Annotated in this window: 13 protein-coding genes; 5 read left to right on the top strand and 8 right to left on the bottom strand. The window is 53.0% G+C overall.

Annotation, left to right across the window (positions count from 1 at the left end; genetic code table 11):
• Positions 1-100: 100 nt before the first annotated feature.
• Positions 101-598 carry a GNAT family N-acetyltransferase gene (locus ACMV5H_RS07120; protein WP_021807423.1) on the top strand — a complete coding sequence of 166 codons (498 nt, stop codon included), beginning with the start codon at positions 101-103 and terminating at the stop codon, positions 596-598.
• Positions 599-670: 72 nt separating this feature from the next.
• Here ACMV5H_RS07120 and iolE read toward each other — a convergent pair whose 3' ends face one another.
• The 3 genes from iolE to iolD form a co-directional block, all read right to left on the bottom strand.
• Positions 671-1,567, bottom strand: a complete 897-nt coding sequence (gene iolE, locus ACMV5H_RS07115; RefSeq protein WP_021807422.1) for a myo-inosose-2 dehydratase — start codon at positions 1,565-1,567, stop codon at positions 671-673.
• Between the two features lie 61 nt (positions 1,568-1,628).
• On the bottom strand, positions 1,629-2,642 hold the full coding sequence (locus tag ACMV5H_RS07110) for a Gfo/Idh/MocA family protein (protein WP_059199437.1): 1,014 nt from the start codon (positions 2,640-2,642) through the stop codon (positions 1,629-1,631).
• A gap of 108 nt (positions 2,643-2,750) precedes the next feature.
• Positions 2,751-4,691 carry a 3D-(3,5/4)-trihydroxycyclohexane-1,2-dione acylhydrolase (decyclizing) gene (iolD, locus tag ACMV5H_RS07105; protein ID WP_414821638.1) on the bottom strand — a complete coding sequence of 647 codons (1,941 nt, stop codon included), beginning with the start codon at positions 4,689-4,691 and terminating at the stop codon, positions 2,751-2,753.
• A 593-nt stretch (positions 4,692-5,284) separates the two neighbouring features.
• Here iolD and ACMV5H_RS07100 point away from each other — a divergent pair.
• Entirely contained in the window at positions 5,285-7,225 is a 1,941-nt protein-coding gene (locus ACMV5H_RS07100) for a bifunctional 5-dehydro-2-deoxygluconokinase/5-dehydro-2-deoxyphosphogluconate aldolase (RefSeq protein ID WP_115159379.1), read from the top strand.
• Between the two features lie 207 nt (positions 7,226-7,432).
• Positions 7,433-8,269 carry a MurR/RpiR family transcriptional regulator gene (locus ACMV5H_RS07095; protein WP_414821637.1) on the top strand — a complete coding sequence of 279 codons (837 nt, stop codon included), beginning with the start codon at positions 7,433-7,435 and terminating at the stop codon, positions 8,267-8,269.
• A gap of 46 nt (positions 8,270-8,315) precedes the next feature.
• On the opposite strand, the gene iolB is transcribed toward ACMV5H_RS07095, so the two are convergent.
• Both iolB and ACMV5H_RS07085 read right to left on the bottom strand, forming a co-directional pair.
• Positions 8,316-9,125: a 5-deoxy-glucuronate isomerase gene (iolB, locus tag ACMV5H_RS07090; protein ID WP_115159378.1), complete on the bottom strand. Its 810-nt coding sequence runs from the start codon at positions 9,123-9,125 to the stop codon at positions 8,316-8,318.
• A 110-nt stretch (positions 9,126-9,235) separates the two neighbouring features.
• Positions 9,236-10,741, bottom strand: a complete 1,506-nt coding sequence (locus ACMV5H_RS07085) for a CoA-acylating methylmalonate-semialdehyde dehydrogenase (protein WP_024482786.1) — start codon at positions 10,739-10,741, stop codon at positions 9,236-9,238.
• A 560-nt stretch (positions 10,742-11,301) separates the two neighbouring features.
• Between ACMV5H_RS07085 and ACMV5H_RS07080 the strand changes: the two genes are divergently transcribed.
• Together ACMV5H_RS07080 and ACMV5H_RS07075 are read left to right on the top strand one after the other, a co-directional pair.
• Positions 11,302-12,738, top strand: a complete 1,437-nt coding sequence (locus tag ACMV5H_RS07080) for a sugar porter family MFS transporter (RefSeq protein WP_021807415.1) — start codon at positions 11,302-11,304, stop codon at positions 12,736-12,738.
• A 27-nt stretch (positions 12,739-12,765) separates the two neighbouring features.
• Positions 12,766-13,602 (top strand): TIM barrel protein, encoded by an 837-nt coding sequence (locus tag ACMV5H_RS07075; protein WP_414821636.1) that lies wholly within the window; start codon positions 12,766-12,768, stop codon positions 13,600-13,602.
• A 70-nt stretch (positions 13,603-13,672) separates the two neighbouring features.
• Here the strand turns inward: ACMV5H_RS07075 and fetB are convergent, their stop codons facing one another.
• The 3 genes from fetB to ACMV5H_RS07060 form a co-directional block, all read right to left on the bottom strand.
• A complete protein-coding gene (gene fetB / locus ACMV5H_RS07070) occupies positions 13,673-14,446 on the bottom strand; it encodes an iron efflux ABC transporter permease subunit FetB (RefSeq protein ID WP_414821635.1) in 774 nt (257 codons plus the stop codon).
• Positions 14,433-15,110 (bottom strand): iron efflux ABC transporter ATP-binding subunit FetA, encoded by a 678-nt coding sequence (fetA, locus tag ACMV5H_RS07065; RefSeq protein ID WP_021181766.1) that lies wholly within the window; start codon positions 15,108-15,110, stop codon positions 14,433-14,435. The genes fetB and fetA overlap by 14 nt, the downstream gene beginning before the upstream one ends.
• Positions 15,111-15,629: 519 nt before the next feature.
• Positions 15,630-15,932, bottom strand: coding sequence for a hypothetical protein (locus tag ACMV5H_RS07060; RefSeq protein WP_094982411.1), 303 nt, complete (start codon positions 15,930-15,932; stop codon positions 15,630-15,632).
• Positions 15,933-16,427: the final 495 nt, after the last annotated feature.

The raw sequence follows: 16,427 nt of genomic DNA, 5'->3' as shown, positions 1-16,427 counted from the left end.
TAAAGCGTTTTTTTGACCAATGGGAAATTATATTGACTCAGGGGAGTAAACGGATAATTTGGGAGGTTATTCAAACGGTAAACGCCAAAGAGAGGAAAGAATGAGCGAGATTGTAGTTCGTCACGTGGAAAGTAACGATGCTGAAGCCTTGCACCAGCTATATTCCCACCCGGCCGTTTACCGTGACACGCTACAACTACCGCTACCGTCAAAAGCCATGTGGCAGCAACGTATTGCTAACGTGCAACCCGGAACCTACAACATGGTGGCCTGCATTGACGATCGCGTGGTGGGGCAGCTGTTCGTGGAACTCAACCAGCGGGTGCGCCGCCGCCATGTGGCCACTATTGGCATCAGCGTGGATGCCGGTTACCACGGCAAAGGCGTTGGCAGCGCGCTGATGCAGGCGATGATCGATATCTGCGACAACTGGGCCGGTATTGAGCGCATTGAGCTCACGGTCTTCACCGACAATCAGGGTGCCATTGCGCTGTATCGTAAGTTCGGTTTTGAGATTGAAGGCACCAGCCGCCGCTTTGCCATGCGCGATGGCGAGTTGGTGGATGCTTATCATATGGCTCGGTTTAAAACCCCGTAATCAGAACTGCTTTGTAGGTGGGGCGCTAATACCAACGCCCCACCAGTTAGACTCAGCAAACCAATAACTAACTTAAAGCCCGGCCGTTTCGCGAATATAGCGGCGTGCTTTCACAGCGTATTCAAAAGGATTGGCCAGCGCCGGATCCTGCTCGGCCTCCACCACCATCCATCCCTTATAGCCACGCTCATCCAACAGCTTGAATATCGGCCGGAAATCGATCACGCCATCCCCCGGCACGGTGAAGGTGCCTTTTTTCACCCCGTCCAGGAAGCTCAGGCGCTTGGCCTTAACCTCTGCCACCACCTCGTCACGCACGTCTTTCAAGTGCACATGGTTGATGCGCGGCAGGTATTTCTCCAGGATTGCCAACATTGCCTGTTGGCTGCCTTCGGAGTAATAGGCATGCCCGGTATCAAACAGCAGGTAAACATCGTCGTTCACCATGCTCATATAGCGGTCTATCTCTTCGGTGGTCTGGATGCCCGTGCCCATATGATGGTGCAGGCAGACCTGCATCCCCTTTCCGGCGGCAATTTTCGCCAGCTCGTTATACCCTTGCGCCACCCGCTGCCACTCTTCATCGCTAAAATAGGGCTTCTCTTCAAATACCGCCTTGGTGGTGCCCTGAATGCTCTTGCTCTGCTCGGAGCAGCCAATCACTTTGGCCCCCATTGCATGCAGGAAATTCATGTGGTTAATAAACTCATCGATGGTCTTTTCCTTCAGCCCATCGGCAAAAAACGTGCTGAACCAGGCATTACAGATCTGTATCCCGCGGATATCCAGCATCGGCTTCAACACCTTGGGATCGCGCGGATATTTGCTGCCCACTTCGCTGCCGGTGAACCCGGCCAGCGCCATTTCGCTGACGCACTGCTGGAACGTGTTCTCGTCCCCTAACTCAGGCATATCGTCATTCGTCCAACCAATCGGGGCGATTGCCAGCTTTACGTGGTCTTTGTTCATTTTCAGCCTCAGTCATGTTGGCACTTACCGGCTATCTTTCCCACCGGCTTGGCCAAGAAAGTTATTTACCATAGAAGCCAGGACGGGCAGGCAAGGTCACTGGCACCACTTCACCACTGGTCTGCGCGGCGATACAGGCATCCGCCGCCACCGCAGCGGCAAAGCCATCCCAAGCAGAAGGCCCGGTGAGATTGCCGGCCTGAACGTCATTGATAAAGGCTTGCAGTTCAACATCATAGGCACCGATAAAGCGGTCTTTCCAGTCGACCAGGATCTCGGTGGACAGTTTGGCACCGCTGCGCATTTGCACCGCGGAAGGCTCTGGTAGCTTGGCAATGCCGGTTTCCCCCACCACCTCACACTGAATGTCGTAGCCGTATTGGCAGTTAACAAAAATTTCGACGTCAATGCGGGTGCCCTTGGCCGTTTCCATCAGCACAATCTGCGGGTCTCTCAAATGCGGCAGGGCTTTGCTGCTCTTGCGTGGGAACACTACTTGCACCGAGACGTAATCATCGTCCAGCAGCCAACGCAGCACGTCTAACTCGTGAATGAGCGTATCGGTAATGGCCATATCCGTGGTGTAGGCTTCACCGACCCTTGGATTACGGTGGGCACAATGCAGCATCAGCGGTTCGCCGATCTGGCCGCTGGTTAGTACCTGTTTCAGCGCCCGGTAGCCCTGATCGTAAGGGCGCATAAAGCCCACCTGTACCAGGCGTTTGCCATGCCTGGCTTCGGCATCCACGATGTTTTTGCAACCCTGTGCCGTGACCGCCAGCGGTTTCTCGCAAAACACGGGTTTACCCACAGCAATGGCGGCCAGCACAAACTCTTCATGGCTCGGCCCCCATGACGTGACCAACACCGCCTGGACGTCTGAGGAGTTGATCAGATCGTGAGCATTGTCATAAACCTTGGCGTCCAGTTTCAGTTCGCTGACCACCTTGGCCGCACTGTCTCGATTGATGTCATTCACCGCAACCACTCTGCTACCCTGCAACACCTGGCTGCAACGGCGGATATGATCCCTACCAATAGCACCGGTACCAATAACCCCAATGTTCAATGTCATTTTCGTTATCCTCGTGGACTGTAAACGGCAGACGCAAGGTCTGAAGTAGATCGGATTATTTATGCGCGGCGTTCTCCGCCGCACCTATGATTGCAAGGCATTGCGTTATCAGTAGTCGCGGGCTTTATCGATGTTCTCCTGCAGCTTGCGGGCGACGGCAATAATTTTTTCACTTTCAGCCACCTGGGCCCCCCCCACACGCCACCAACTGAGATAGTTGTGGACCATGGTTTTTGGCAGCACTTTGATATCGAGCAGGGTGGAAACCTGTTGCTTACGGGCATCTGCTAGCGCATCGATCAGCTGTTGTTCTGTAGTAATGCTGTAGGTTTTGCAACCATAGGCCGCCGCTAACATGGCAAAGTTAACCGGAACGAGCTTGCCATCCAGTTTGTTGCCTTGCGGATTACGGAAGCGGAACTCGGTGGTGTAGCTCCCCATGCCGTGCCCTATCTGCAGGTTGTTGATACAGCCGTTGGTCATGTTGTCGAACAACACCACGTTGATTTTGCAACCTTCCTGGATCGAGGTGACCAGCTCAGAATGCAGCATCATGAACGCCCCATCCCCCACCATGGCGTAAACTTCGCGCTGCGGCTCCGCAAGCTTGACGCCTAACGCGGCGTTAACCTCATAGCCCATACAGGAGTAGCCGTATTCCACGTGATAGCCGTGCTCACCCCGGTTTTGCCACACTCGCTGCAAATCGCCCGGCAAACTGCCAGCGGCGGCAACGATGACGCTGTCCTGCGGTAAATGCTCATTCAGCACCCCCAGCACTCGGCTTTGGGTTAATACGGAGCCGGTTTTTTCGATAAACTCGGCAAACACCTGTTCACGATCGAGGCTGTCGTCGACTTCCGGCACAAAGCCTTCGCCGGTATAGGTCACTTGATAGACACGCTCGGTCTCTTTCTGCTGTTCGCCAAGCGCCTTGCTGATAGTGTCTTGCCAATCAGCACGATAATCCGCCTGAGCCAACAGCGGGCTGAGAGAGGCCAGAGCCGCACGGGCATCTGCCAAGACTTGCAGACCGTCCAGCTTGCCAGCATCAAACGCGCTGACGTTGATGTTAAGGAAGGCCACATCCGGATTTTGGAATAGCCATTTGGACGAGGTGGTGAAATCGCTGTAACGGGTACCGATGCCGATCACCAGGTCTGCCCGCTTCGCCAGCGTGTTGGCCGCCAGACAGCCGGTTTCACCGATGCCCCCCACGTTATAAGGATGAGCGGAAAGCATCGTACCTTTACCAGCCTGAGTTTCGGCAAACGGAATATGGAAGCGTTCAGCAAACTGCTGCAACGCCTGCCCAGCCTGCGAATACTTCACTCCGCCACCGCAGATTATCAACGGCTTGCATTTACCCACCACCAACGCCAAAGCCTCTGCCAGAGATTCTTGGCTGGCCGGACGACGCTCAAGGCGATGCAGCCGTTTGTGGAAGAAATAGTCTGGGTAATCGTAGGCTTCGCCCTGAACGTCCTGCGGCAGGCAAAGCGTAACGGCACCAGTTTCTGCCGGATCGGTCAGCACGCGCATGGCATTAATGCAGGCGCTCATCAGTTGTTCTGGGCGCACAATGCGATCCCAATATTTACTGACAGCGCGAAATGCGTCGTTGGTACTGATGCTTAAATCGTAGGATTGTTCGATCTGTTGCAATACCGGATCGGGCTGGCGAGAGGCGTACACATCGCCCGGTAGCAGCAGTAAAGGAATGCGGTTAGCCGTGGCAGTGGCCGCAGCGGTAATCATATTGGCTGCGCCGGGGCCGATGGAAGAAGTGCAAGCGTAGATCTGCTGGCGCAGCTTCTGCTTGGCAAACCCGGTAGCGGCATGCGCCATTCCCTGTTCATTGCGCCCTTGATGCACCAGCAGATCGCCACAGTCTTGCTCCAGAGCCTGCCCCAGGCCGAGTACGTTACCGTGGCCGAAAATGGCGAAGATACCCTTGACGAATTTGGTTTCGACACCGTCTACCAGCATGTACTGGTTGTCGAGAAATCTGACCAACGCCTGTGCCATGGTCAACTTGATCTTACCCATTTTACTCACCCTTTCATTTGGCGTTATCCCGAGCCTGCTGCAGATGGTGGTGTGCGAGCAGACAGGTGTAGCCGGTGGCGTAGCGCTGACGTCGTTACACAAAAGCAGTGATAATCTTGTCTGGGTTGTTACACACTGCTCATGCAATAAGCGGTTTGAAACGTGCATTGATTATAAACAAATATATTTTTCATAAAATATCAATACAGAAAAAACATTTCATTTTGCGATAAAGATCGCATATTACCAAACCACCAAAGCTTAAGTTGTTTATATAATTCAATTGATTAAGTATAAATTCATCATCACTCTCTTTCGATCGATGCGCCCACTCGCCGATCGAACCAGCAACCATCAAGATGGCGCTCGCTTGTGCAGGAAATTTCCGCAATGTACTGTTATATCAATAATAATATGCCAGATCGGCAGGCCGTCCGTTATAGGCTGCTTTTAAATGCATCACGTTTACGGGGTGTAAATTTCATTTCGTATTGAAATTGAAATTTTTATTCCTCATACTTCGCACCATGCTTCCTACTTAGCTCCTTTACCGGGTCGCAATCGGTTTTGCTTAATGACAGAAGGAAACGGGTATGGCCACACAACAAAAGCAGCTTGATGTCATTTGCCTCGGGCGCATCGCTGTCGATTTCTATGCTCAACAAATCGGCGCACGCCTGGAAGATGCCAGCTCATTCGCCAAATATCTTGGCGGCTCCTCCGGCAACGTGGCCTATGGCACCGCGATCCAAGGGTTAAAATCCGGCATGCTGGCTCGCGTAGGGGATGAGCACATGGGCCGCTTTCTGCGTGAAGAACTCCAGCGCGTCGGCGCGGACACGCAGAGTCTGATCACCGATAAGCAGCGCCTGACTGGCCTGGTGATCCTGGGCATCAAGGATCAGGAAACCTTCCCACTGATTTTCTACCGCGAAAACTGTGCCGACATGGCGCTGACACCCGAGGATATCGATGAAAACTACATCGCATCATCACGGGCCCTGGCGATCACCGGCACCCACCTTTCCCATCCCAAAACGCGCGCAGCGGTACTTCAAGCGTTGGAATACGCCCACCGCCACGGGCTGCGTACCGCGTTGGATATCGATTATCGGCCAGTGCTGTGGGGGTTGACCTCGTTAGGCGATGGCGAGACCCGCTTTATCGAATCGGAAAAGGTGACCCGCGAGTTGCAGGAAGTTCTGCACCATTTCAATCTCATCGTGGGGACTGAAGAAGAGTTCCATATCGCTGGCGGAAGCACCGATACGCTGGTCGCGCTGCAAAACGTCCGTAAGGTCACCCAGGCCACGTTGGTGTGCAAGCGAGGGGCGCAGGGGTGCTCGGTATTTGAAGGGGAGATCCCCACCGATTGGCAGCATGTCAAACTGCATTCTGGCGTTCGCGTTGACGTTTTAAACGTGCTCGGCGCGGGTGATGCCTTTATGTCTGGCCTGCTACGTGGCTATCTTAATGATGAGGGTTGGGATCAGGCTTGCCGTTACGCCAATGCCTGCGGTGCGCTGGTAGTGTCACGCCACGGCTGCGCCCCCGCGATGCCGACCAAGCTGGAGCTGGACGATTACCTGCAACGCGAACAAGAGGTGAAACGCCCGGATCTGGATGCCCGTCTGAACCATTTACACCGCGTTACCACACGTAAACAGCAGTGGCCGGAACTGTGCGTATTTGCCTTTGATCATCGCAAGCAGTTGGCAGAAATGGCGCGAGAGGCAGGAGTGAGTACAGAGCGGATCCCACAGTTAAAAACGTTATTGTTGGCCGCCGCACAGGCTGCAGCTGCCGAAGCGGGGTTACACGGCAACAGCGGTATTCTGGCAGATACTACCTACGGCCAGGCGGCGTTGAATGCCATTACTGGCCAAGGCTGGTGGATTGGCCGCCCGGTGGAGTTGCCGAGCTCCCGCCCTTTGCGGTTGGAGCACGGCAACATTGGCTCGCAGCTGATCGACTGGCCCCAAGAGCACGTGGTCAAATGCCTGGTATTTTATCATCCACAGGATGCCGAAACGCTGCGCCGTGAGCAGGATGAGCTGATCGTTGACGTGTATCGTGGCTGCTGCAAATCGGGCCATGAGCTGTTGCTGGAAGTCATTTTGCCAGAAGGTCATGCCGACAAAGACGAGCGCAACTATCTGCAGGTGATGGAACATTTCTACCGGTTGGGCGTTCTGCCAGACTGGTGGAAATTGCCGCCGCTGAGTGCCGCCAACTGGCAAAAAGTGGGGGAATTGATTGAAACTCACGACCCATTCTGCCGCGGGGTGCTGATCCTCGGGCTAGACTCCCCACAGGAAACGCTGAAAACCGGGTTCTCCGCAGCGGCAGATGCCCACTGGGTAAAAGGTTTCGCGGTTGGCCGCACCATTTTTGGCACTTCTTCACGCCTTTGGCTACAAGGTGAGATCGATGACCTCGGGCTGGTCGAACAGGTGAAACAGAAATACCTGACGCTGATCGGTTTCTGGCGGCAATATCGCCCGCAGCCTGCGAGTAAAACCAGCCGGAGTTAAGCTGGCGTTGTTAATGAACCTGCCCCTTAAAGTGATTTTCGCTGCTTTAAGGGGATTTTTTTGCCCATTTTCTGTGAAGTAACGCAACTGGCGACGAAATAAATCGCTTTTTGTAGAAATGAAATGTCCACTCCATCTGTTAGAATAACCGGACAATATCTTCAGCGTATACCCAATACGCCTCAGCCAATACTGCGAGCCGAATGGATGACTAACCCAACTCAACTTTCGCTGTTACAGGACGAGATCCGCCGCCGTTATGAAACGCTGAGCAAGCGCTTGAAACAGGTAGCACGATACATTCTGGATAACAGTAACAGCATTGCTTTCGATACCGTTGCCTCCATCGCCGCACAGGCCAGCGTGCCGCCATCTACCCTGATCCGTTTCGCCAACGCCTTTGGCTTTAGCGGCTTCAACGAAATGAAGCAGGTTTTCCGCCAGCATCTGATGGAAGAAACGATGAACTATACCGAGCGCGCACGCCTGTTCCGCCAAACCTCTACCGACGACAGCGTTGCCCCGGAAAAGCCGGCAGAAATCCTTAACGTGTTTACGATGGTCAACTCGCAGGCGCTACAACAGTTGGCGATGCAAACCAGCGCCGAGCAGTTGGATCGGGCGGTAGAGCTGCTGAATAGCGCGGAAAATATCTATGTGATCGGCCTGCGCCGCTCGTTCAGCGTAGCTTCATATCTCACCTATGCCCTGCGCCACCTGGAAAGGCGCGCCTTCCTGATCGACGGGTTAGGCGGGATGTTTACCGAACAGCTCAGCATGGTGAAGCCCAAGGACGTGGTGATCGCCATAAGCTATTCGCCTTATGCCAAAGAAGCGGTAGAACTGGTGGAGTTGGGTGCCAAGCAGGGCGCACAGCTGATCGCCATTACCGACAGCCAGGTCAGCCCGCTTGCCGCCTTCAGCGATGTCTGTTTTGTAGTGCGCGAAGCGCAGGTAGATGGTTTCCGCTCGCAGGTGGCCTCCATGTGTCTGGCACAGACGCTGGCGGTATCATTGGCACTGAATAACGCCAAAGAGCTGTAATATTCGAAAAGGGCCGCAGTGTGCGGCGGCCCCTACCTTGTCAGTATCAATAGCTCTCGCTGTTGATCCAGGCGTGATCTTTTTCCCAGGTGAACTTCCACAGGCGTACCGGCCCCGCCATCACATTGAGATAGTAATTGTCATATCCGGCCAGGGTTGCCACCGGATGGTAACCGCGCGGCACTTTCACCACATCGCGGTTATAGACCGGCATACACTCATCCAGCGAGCGATCGTCGGTATAGACACGTTGCAGGCAGAACCCTTGTTCAGGGTTAAGACGGTGGTAATAGGTTTCTTCCAGGTAGGTTTCGTCCGGCGAGTCTTCCTGGTCGTGCTTATGGCTTGGGTAGGAGCTGGTATTGCCTTCGTCGGTATAAACCTCAACCACCAGCAGGCTGTCAGCCGGTTGGCTATCAGGCAGAATATTGTGTACCAGCCGTTGGTTACGGCCTTTACCCCGCCGCTCCACGCCGACGTCTGCCGGGGTGATCAAGCGTGAAGGCAGATGTCCGTTACCCGGTGCGCTGCATACCGCCAATTCCAGATCGGTTTCTGCCCGGACTTCAGCATGGTCGTGATGCGGTATATAAACGGAGTAAGGTGGAGTGCGCTCAAACGGGCTCATCCGCTTACCAATGTGTGGATACTCCGCTCGTTGCGTTACCACAGAGGCAATTCCCGCCACCAGCACCAGGCAAAGCTCCTTGTCGCCACTCTCCAACCGCAACGACTGCCCGGCCGCTAACCGATAGACCTCAAACCCGACAAAACGCCAGCCGGCATTTTCCGGGGTGACGGACTGAATACGCCCCTGCGCATCCGGTTGCTGACATTTCGCAAGTAATGATGACATGACAATGCTCCTTAAATCCCGTGCTTGTGAGTGTGGCTGCAATGCATTGATACCAGCGACAACGGCCGCTATCCCGATGGAATAACGGCCTCGGCATACCTGGCTGCGGTTTAGCCCAGCGTTGGCATACTGTATTCGGATACCGTTTGCTGGCCGGTTGGCCAACGTGCGGTGGCCGTCTTCATGCGGGTATAGAATCGCACGCCGTCAGTGCCATGTACGTTAAGCGCACCGAATACTGAACGTTTCCAGCCGCCAAAGCTGTGGAAAGCCATCGGCACCGGTACCGGCACGTTAACCCCCACCATCCCCGCCTGAACCTCATGCACAAACTGGCGAGCATAGTGGCCGTTATTGGTGAAAATGGCGCTGCCGTTACCAAACTCGTGGCTGTTCACCGTATCGATGGCCGTTTGGTAATCGGCCACACGCACAATGCCCAACACCGGCCCAAAGATCTCTTCGCGATAGATGCGCATATCAGGTTGTACGTTGTCGAACAGGGTGCCGCCCACGTAGTAACCCTCTGGATAACCCGGCACCTGATAATCGCGGCCATCGACCACCAGCGTTGCGCCCTCTTTAACGCCAATATCAATGTATCCCAGCACTTTTTTCTGATGGGCGGATGAGACCAACGGCCCCATTTCATTTTCCTCACCGCCTTGCTGCATGCCGGGGCCAACCCGCAGTTGGGCGATCAGCGGTTTGAGTTTGGCAATCAGTTTATCCGCCGTGCTATCACCAACCACGACGGCCACCGGCAGCGCCATGCAACGTTCACCGGCCGAGCCAAATGCCCCTCCCATCAGCGCATTGACCGTGGCATCCAGATCCGCATCCGGCATGACGATAGCCTGATTTTTGGCGGCCCCAAAGGCTTGTACACGCTTGCCATGCGCACTGGCGGTGGTGTAAATATGCTCTGCAACCGTAGATGAGCCAACGAAGCTCACCGCCTGAATGCGTGGATCGGTGCATAGCTGCGAGGCCTCTTCATTGCCACAATGCACGACGTTGAACACCCCATCCGGCAGGCCCGCCTCTTTCAGCAGTTCTGCCAGGCGCACGGAGGCCGAAGGCACCAACGCCGGAGGCTTCAAGACGAAGGTATTACCACAGGCCAGCGCGATAGGGAACATCCACATCGGCACCATAGCCGGGAAGTTAAACGGCGTGATCCCGGCCACAACACCCAGTGGCTGCATCAACGAGAAACTGTCCACGCCGGTGCCGACATCCGGTGAGTATTCCCCTTTGATCAGGTGCGGAATACCGCAGGCAAACTCCACCACCTCCATGCCACGGGTCAATTCACCCAGCGCATCGGAATAGACTTTGCCATGTTCACTGACGATCAGTTGCGCCAACTCTTCGCGGTGCTGCTCTAGCAATGCTTTGAAATTGAACATGATACGCGCCCGGCGCAGCGGCGTGGTACGCGCCCAGTCGGTAAATGCCTGATGGGCGACATCAATAGCCTGTTTCACCTCGGCGGCGGTGCTCTGCGTCACCCGGCGTTCAACCTGGCCACTAGCCGGATTGTGCACGTCGACGGTTTGATTACTGCTGCTCAGGCAAACCTGCCCACCAATAAAGTTACCCACGGTTTTCATGTTTCACCCTCTTTTAAGTCCGCTATCGCCACGACCTGAAGCATTGCCGCATACCGTGACGTTCATCGTGCCGTCTGCAAGAGTACGGCCCACAGGCAGATTAAATCCTGACCAGATGAATCAAACTCTATTCTATTGAAAAAAAAGTTTCAAATAAAAGTTTTTAGAAAATTTGTTTTTAGTGCCGCCGATCGCAAATTTGCCATTCCCGTAGGCAGAGCGGGTGGTGGCAAACGATGCTATCCGCGATCCGCCAGCTGCGTGGCCTTACGCAGTAATCTCTATTTTTTAAACAGATACACTTGCCCGCCTGGAGGAGTCAATTTTCCAATCTGCTATGCAAATCGGGCTGAACATTTGCCCTATTTATACTCAATTTTTTGAACTGGATCTAAAAATAAATATTTCATTATTCACTAAATATGAAATAAATGTTCTTGTCTGCCAAAGGCCCCCTGAAAAACACCGCCTTGATGACAGGCACGGTTCACCCTTCTGCCTCCCTACCCCCTATAAGTCACTTAAGTAGGCAGAAGCCTGGATAAAAATCGGAGCAACATATGTCACATCAGCGTAAACACAATACTGGGTATATTCTGCGTATCTGCGGGATTGCGGCACTCGGCGGCATTCTGTTTGGTTATGACACCGCCGTGATTTCTGGCGCTATCGAGGCCCTTAAAGCCTACTTTGACCTCAGCCCGGCAGAAACCGGCTGGGCCGTGTCCAACGTAGTGATCGGCTGCGTGGTCGGTGCCTTCGGCGCTGGGCCGCTGGCCGGGCGCTATGGCCGAAAAAAGGCCCTGGTGGTCGCCGCCCTCCTGTTTACCGTCTCTGCAGTCGGTGCTGCTTTGGCCACCACCTTCACTTGGTTTGTTATCTATCGCATCATCGGGGGTCTCGCCGTCGGGCTGGCCGCAACGGTATCCCCCATGTACATGTCAGAAGTCTCACCGAAGGATATGCGGGGCCGGGCGCTCAGCATGCAGCAGTTCGCCATCGTGTTCGGTCAGATCGTGATTTTTTACGTTAACTTCAAGATTGCCAGCTATGCGAGCGAAGCCTGGCTGATTGAGATGGGCTGGCGCTGGATGATTGGCTCAGAGGTGATCCCCTGCCTGCTGTTCACCGCCTTGGTCTTTGTCATCCCCGAATCACCACGCTGGAGCGTAATGGTAGGCCGCGACGATCAGGCTTTAGCCATGCTGACCCGAGTTTCAAATGCTGAGCATGCTAAAAGCGTTTTGAGAGAAATCAAGGAGTCGCTTCGCCAGGACGAGCAGCACCGCAAGCAAAAGCTGAATTATGGCGACGTGCGCGTACGCTTCATTCTGTTTGTCGGCTGTATGATCGCCATGCTGCAACAGGTGACGGGGGTTAACGTCATGATGTATTACGCCCCGGTGGTGCTGAAAACCGTGACCGAAAACGCGCAAGAAGCCCTGTTCCAGACCATCTGGATCGGCGTATTGCAACTGGTCGGCTCAGTGATCGGCGCGATGTTGATGGATCGCTTAGGCCGTATTCCACTGATGCGCTGGGGCACCCTGGGCACCATCGTTGGTCTGCTAATCACCTCTTATGCCTTGTATACCCAGGCAACTGGCTACTTTGCGCTGTTTGGCATGCTGTTCTTTATGGTGTTCTACGCCATGTCATGGGGCGTGGGTGCCTGGGTGCTGGTTTCCGAAATCTTCCCCAACCGCATGCGTTCACAGGGGATGAGCATTGCCGTTGGCTGTATGTGGCTGGCCAACTTCGTCGTGGCCCAGAGCTTCCCGATGATCAATGACCAACCTTATCTGTTCTCCACCTTCCACGGGGCGTTCCCAATGTGGGTGTTTGCCGCCTGCTGCCTGTTCAGCTATTGGTTTATTGCCCGCTTTATTCCAGAAACCAAGGGCGTTTCACTGGAAAGAATGGAAGACGTCGTGATGGCAAAACGCTATCGCCAACCGCTATCTGAAATCGTCACGGCAGAAGATGGCAAAGCCTAAAGCCCACAAATCCAGGAGTGATGCAGCATGGCCATTGCGTTAGCACGTTTTTGTATCAACCGTAAGATAGCCCCCAACCTCACTCTGGAGAACTTCTTCCGCCTGGTGAAAAGATGTGGGTTAAACAAGGCCGAACTGCGCAACGATATGTCGGGTGGCAAAGTGTCCGACAACCTGAGCAACGAGCAGTTAAACGCACTGGCCGAAGAGTTCGGCATTGAGATCGTCACCATCAACGCGCTGGGAATGTTCAACCTGCTGGAAGATCAAGCAGCATTGCTGAAAAACGCTGAAGCGTTGCTGGTTCAGGCAAAAGCCATCCATAGCAAGGCGGTGGTGATGTGCCCACATTGCAACGCGAGCGACCGGCGCAGTGAATCACAAAAGAGGGAAGATACGCTGGCTGCACTACGGCTACTCGCTCCGCTGTTCAAACAATACGGCGTTGAGGGCTACGTGGAACCATTGGGGTTTGGCATAAGTTCACTGCGCTCTTCCTTGCTGGCACAGGCAATCATTCGTGATTCTGGCGCACCCTATAAGATAGTGCTGGATACGTTCCACCACTATCTGAGCGACGTAACACAACCAGAGTTTGACGCTCAGATCCGGGTTGAGCAGATTGGTTTGGTGCATCTCTCTGGCGTTGAGGATCCGCTCGTCAAAGGCGCATTAAGCGATGAACAACGCATTATGCTGAGCGATAAAGATCGGTTGGCAAGCGTAGCCCAGGTACAGAACCTGGAACGTTTGGGCTACCGGGGGATCTATGCCTTCGAGCCGTTCTCGTCACAGCTAAACACCTGGACAGAGGGCGATATCGAACGCGAGATCCGCCACAGTATTGCATTGCTGCAAGGATAAACGCACAAGCTGCCCGTAGGCTACAGAGAGCCTCGCTTTACACATACTGCGTAGGTAGGGCGAGAAGTGCCTATTTGAGCGTATGAACCACCAGTTGCTCACGCTGGTTGTAGAACTTCCTATAAGCCAGATAGCAGGCGATGATGGTTGACAGGCTGGCGGTAGAAAGCAGCATAAATGTCACCATAATCTGATACTTGATGGCTTTTACCGGATCGATACCAGCAAAGATCAAACCGGACATCATTCCTGGCAGGCTTACCAGACCAACCGTTTTAGCGGAGTCTATCGTCGGGATCAGCGATGCACGAATACTGTCACGGATCAGAGCCGCAGAAGCGAATTTGGGGGATGCTCCCAGGCTGAGCATTTCCTGGATCTTCTGCTGTTGGTCTTTAAAACGTTGCCCAAGGTTGTTGTAGCACAGACCTACCGCCACCATCGCGTTGCCAGCAATCATGCCGGAAATGGGGAGCACCTGCATTGGCGTAAAGGCAATCGAGCCGCTCAGTACCAGCACTACCAGCGTCAACGTCGCCCCTGCAGTAATGGCAATAAACGAAATGGTAAACGCGTTATCGATATACTTACTGCGCTTTTTCGCGTTATATGCTGCATTGAAGCAGATAAACAGCACCATCAACACCGTTAATAGTCCATTATCCAAATCAAAGATATATTTTAAAACGTAGCCGACGATAACCAACTGTACCACCGCACGGCAAATGCTCCAGATAATGTCTTTTTCCAGTGCCAGCTTCTCTTTGTGGCTGATCAGAATGGCGACAATCACCAGGAGCATCGACAAGCCTAATGATTCGTTGGTGATATTATGCTGACTCATGAGCTTTCTCCTGGCTATCGATGCGGCTCAGCGGCAGGGTGATCACCTCGTCCGCATGCGCAATTTCATCCTTATCGTGTGTAACCCATAGTACCCCTAGACCTTGCTCGGCCACCAGGCGGCGGATCAACTCATTGACGTTACGTTTGTTATCTTCATCCAGAGCACTGGTGATCTCATCAAGCAGCAGTACCTTTGGCATAAATTGCAGATTTCTGATCAAGGAAATACGTTGTTTCTCACCGCCGGAGAGCTCGTTGATACCTTTTTTCAACATGCTATCCGGCAAGGCCAACAGTGTCAGATCCTGGCGGATTTTCTTCTCATCGGGTTTCAGTTTACGAATTTGATAGGGTAACGCGAGGTTATCGTAGACGGTGTCACCAAACAGGGCTGGCGTTTGGAAGCAGTAAGAAACCTGCTTGCGGTACTCTTCTGGGGCAACGTCATCAATATTTTTACCGTTGAAAATGATGTTGCCACGAGTTGGGCTAAGCAATGAGGAAACGATCTTCAACAAAGTACTCTTGCCACACCCCGAAGGCCCGGTGATCAACTTAAATTCGCCCGACTTCAGGGTGAAAGAAACGGCATCCAGAATAACCTGCTCGTCAATTTGATAATGGATGCCTTCCAATACCAGTAATTCATTACTGCCCTTCATGCTCACTCCGGCTTGTTGCGCGACTCTCCTCTTTCAGCGGCGAACTGCTGGCTGCCAGCTGAAATCCATGAGGGTATTTTCTGCCAGTAAAAAAATTCAGGCAAGTTGTTAATCGCTCTGCAAACCGGCCAGCTCAGCGCATGTGGAGAGCGGTTGATGCAGTATAGAACCAAGCTGAATAAAATGTTGCTGAGCCGAGAGGAGTCAAGGTCGCTCTTGGCACATTAATAATACTACGCATGTACGGCTGGCCGTGTTAATAATGTAGTAGTTTAGCCCCATTCGCCCCCAACGGCACGATAATAGGTATACGTGTAAAAGCAATTAATAATACTTTCTGCGGAAATAGAATTATATCGATAAAATACCCGGGCGTTCTACCCTATATTGGCCCTCCCCCCTTATCCAACAGCATAAGTTCAAAGTACGGTGAAATAAATAGCTCGTTAATAATGAGCCGGTACCATACGAACCAAAAAGCAACCCCTCGCTAAAATACAAGGGGTAGAGATGGAACTGTCAGGGTTCGATTTGCGCACGTAAATACGCCAGTGCGCTTTGGCTGTAGCTCTCCCCTTGAGTCAATTTGTTGATCCGGCCCTGGGCCTCCAGCACCATACCAAGACGATGTAATTCCTGATGCTGCGGAAGTACATCGGCAAACGCATTAAGCAGGATGATTGACGGCATGATTTTTTCTGCGCAAGTGCCTACTGCGCCAGGTTCATCCCCCCTGGCCGGACAGGGCAGGCTGTCCGAATGGCGATGTTGGCATGCCTGTAACAAGGTAATTGCCTGTTGAATTTCATGACTCCATGGCATAACCACTTTCCTCTGAGACTGATTGCCTTGCCTAGATATGATTAATAATCAGCACGTTAACATGCATTAACGACTAACAACAAACCACAAACGCCCCTAACCAAGCTGGCCCTATACAAGATAGGTTTTTCCGGCCATGGTTTATTGATATAGGTCACATTGCATAAAGATCGCCAAATTTTTATATCCCGCCAATGGCTAAGATAATTCGCAGAATTTCTATAACGCCACATTTTTCACTTAGAAAAGATAAAATTCCTACTGCGAAATCTATCTATCCCTAACCTAAATTGGGTAAAAAAAACCAGACTTTTCGGTTAATTACCGATTAAAAACAATAGAAAAATGCGTTCGCATGATGCAGAAGGATATTCTGAATAAACACGATAGTTGTAATTGTAAAGTTATTACCAACCAGATTATTCCTGTACGCCATTTATTGTCTCGAAAACGGCCAAGAGCAAGGTCTTGCTGGTCGAAAGGTAAGCGTTCACC

It is taken from the genome of Serratia sp. N21D137 (assembly GCF_047530005.1).
Lineage (GTDB): Bacteria > Pseudomonadota > Gammaproteobacteria > Enterobacterales > Enterobacteriaceae > Chania > Chania fonticola_B.
The sequence above is the reverse complement of the archived record's forward strand: the minus strand, read 5'-3'. Positions and strand labels throughout refer to the sequence as shown.

Coding starts and splice junctions, on each gene's coding strand:
- ACMV5H_RS07080 (WP_021807415.1), top strand. CDS start 11,302: ATGTCACATCAGCGTAAACACAATACTGGGTATATTCTGCGTATCTGC.
- ACMV5H_RS07085 (WP_024482786.1), bottom strand. CDS start 10,741: ATGAAAACCGTGGGTAACTTTATTGGTGGGCAGGTTTGCCTGAGCAGC.
- fetA (WP_021181766.1), bottom strand. CDS start 15,110: ATGAAGGGCAGTAATGAATTACTGGTATTGGAAGGCATCCATTATCAA.
- ACMV5H_RS07100 (WP_115159379.1), top strand. CDS start 5,285: ATGGCCACACAACAAAAGCAGCTTGATGTCATTTGCCTCGGGCGCATC.
- ACMV5H_RS07075 (WP_414821636.1), top strand. CDS start 12,766: ATGGCCATTGCGTTAGCACGTTTTTGTATCAACCGTAAGATAGCCCCC.
- ACMV5H_RS07110 (WP_059199437.1), bottom strand. CDS start 2,642: ATGACATTGAACATTGGGGTTATTGGTACCGGTGCTATTGGTAGGGAT.
- iolE (WP_021807422.1), bottom strand. CDS start 1,567: ATGAACAAAGACCACGTAAAGCTGGCAATCGCCCCGATTGGTTGGACG.
- fetB (WP_414821635.1), bottom strand. CDS start 14,446: ATGAGTCAGCATAATATCACCAACGAATCATTAGGCTTGTCGATGCTC.
- ACMV5H_RS07095 (WP_414821637.1), top strand. CDS start 7,433: ATGACTAACCCAACTCAACTTTCGCTGTTACAGGACGAGATCCGCCGC.
- ACMV5H_RS07120 (WP_021807423.1), top strand. CDS start 101: ATGAGCGAGATTGTAGTTCGTCACGTGGAAAGTAACGATGCTGAAGCC.
- ACMV5H_RS07060 (WP_094982411.1), bottom strand. CDS start 15,932: ATGCCATGGAGTCATGAAATTCAACAGGCAATTACCTTGTTACAGGCA.
- iolB (WP_115159378.1), bottom strand. CDS start 9,125: ATGTCATCATTACTTGCGAAATGTCAGCAACCGGATGCGCAGGGGCGT.
- iolD (WP_414821638.1), bottom strand. CDS start 4,691: ATGGGTAAGATCAAGTTGACCATGGCACAGGCGTTGGTCAGATTTCTC.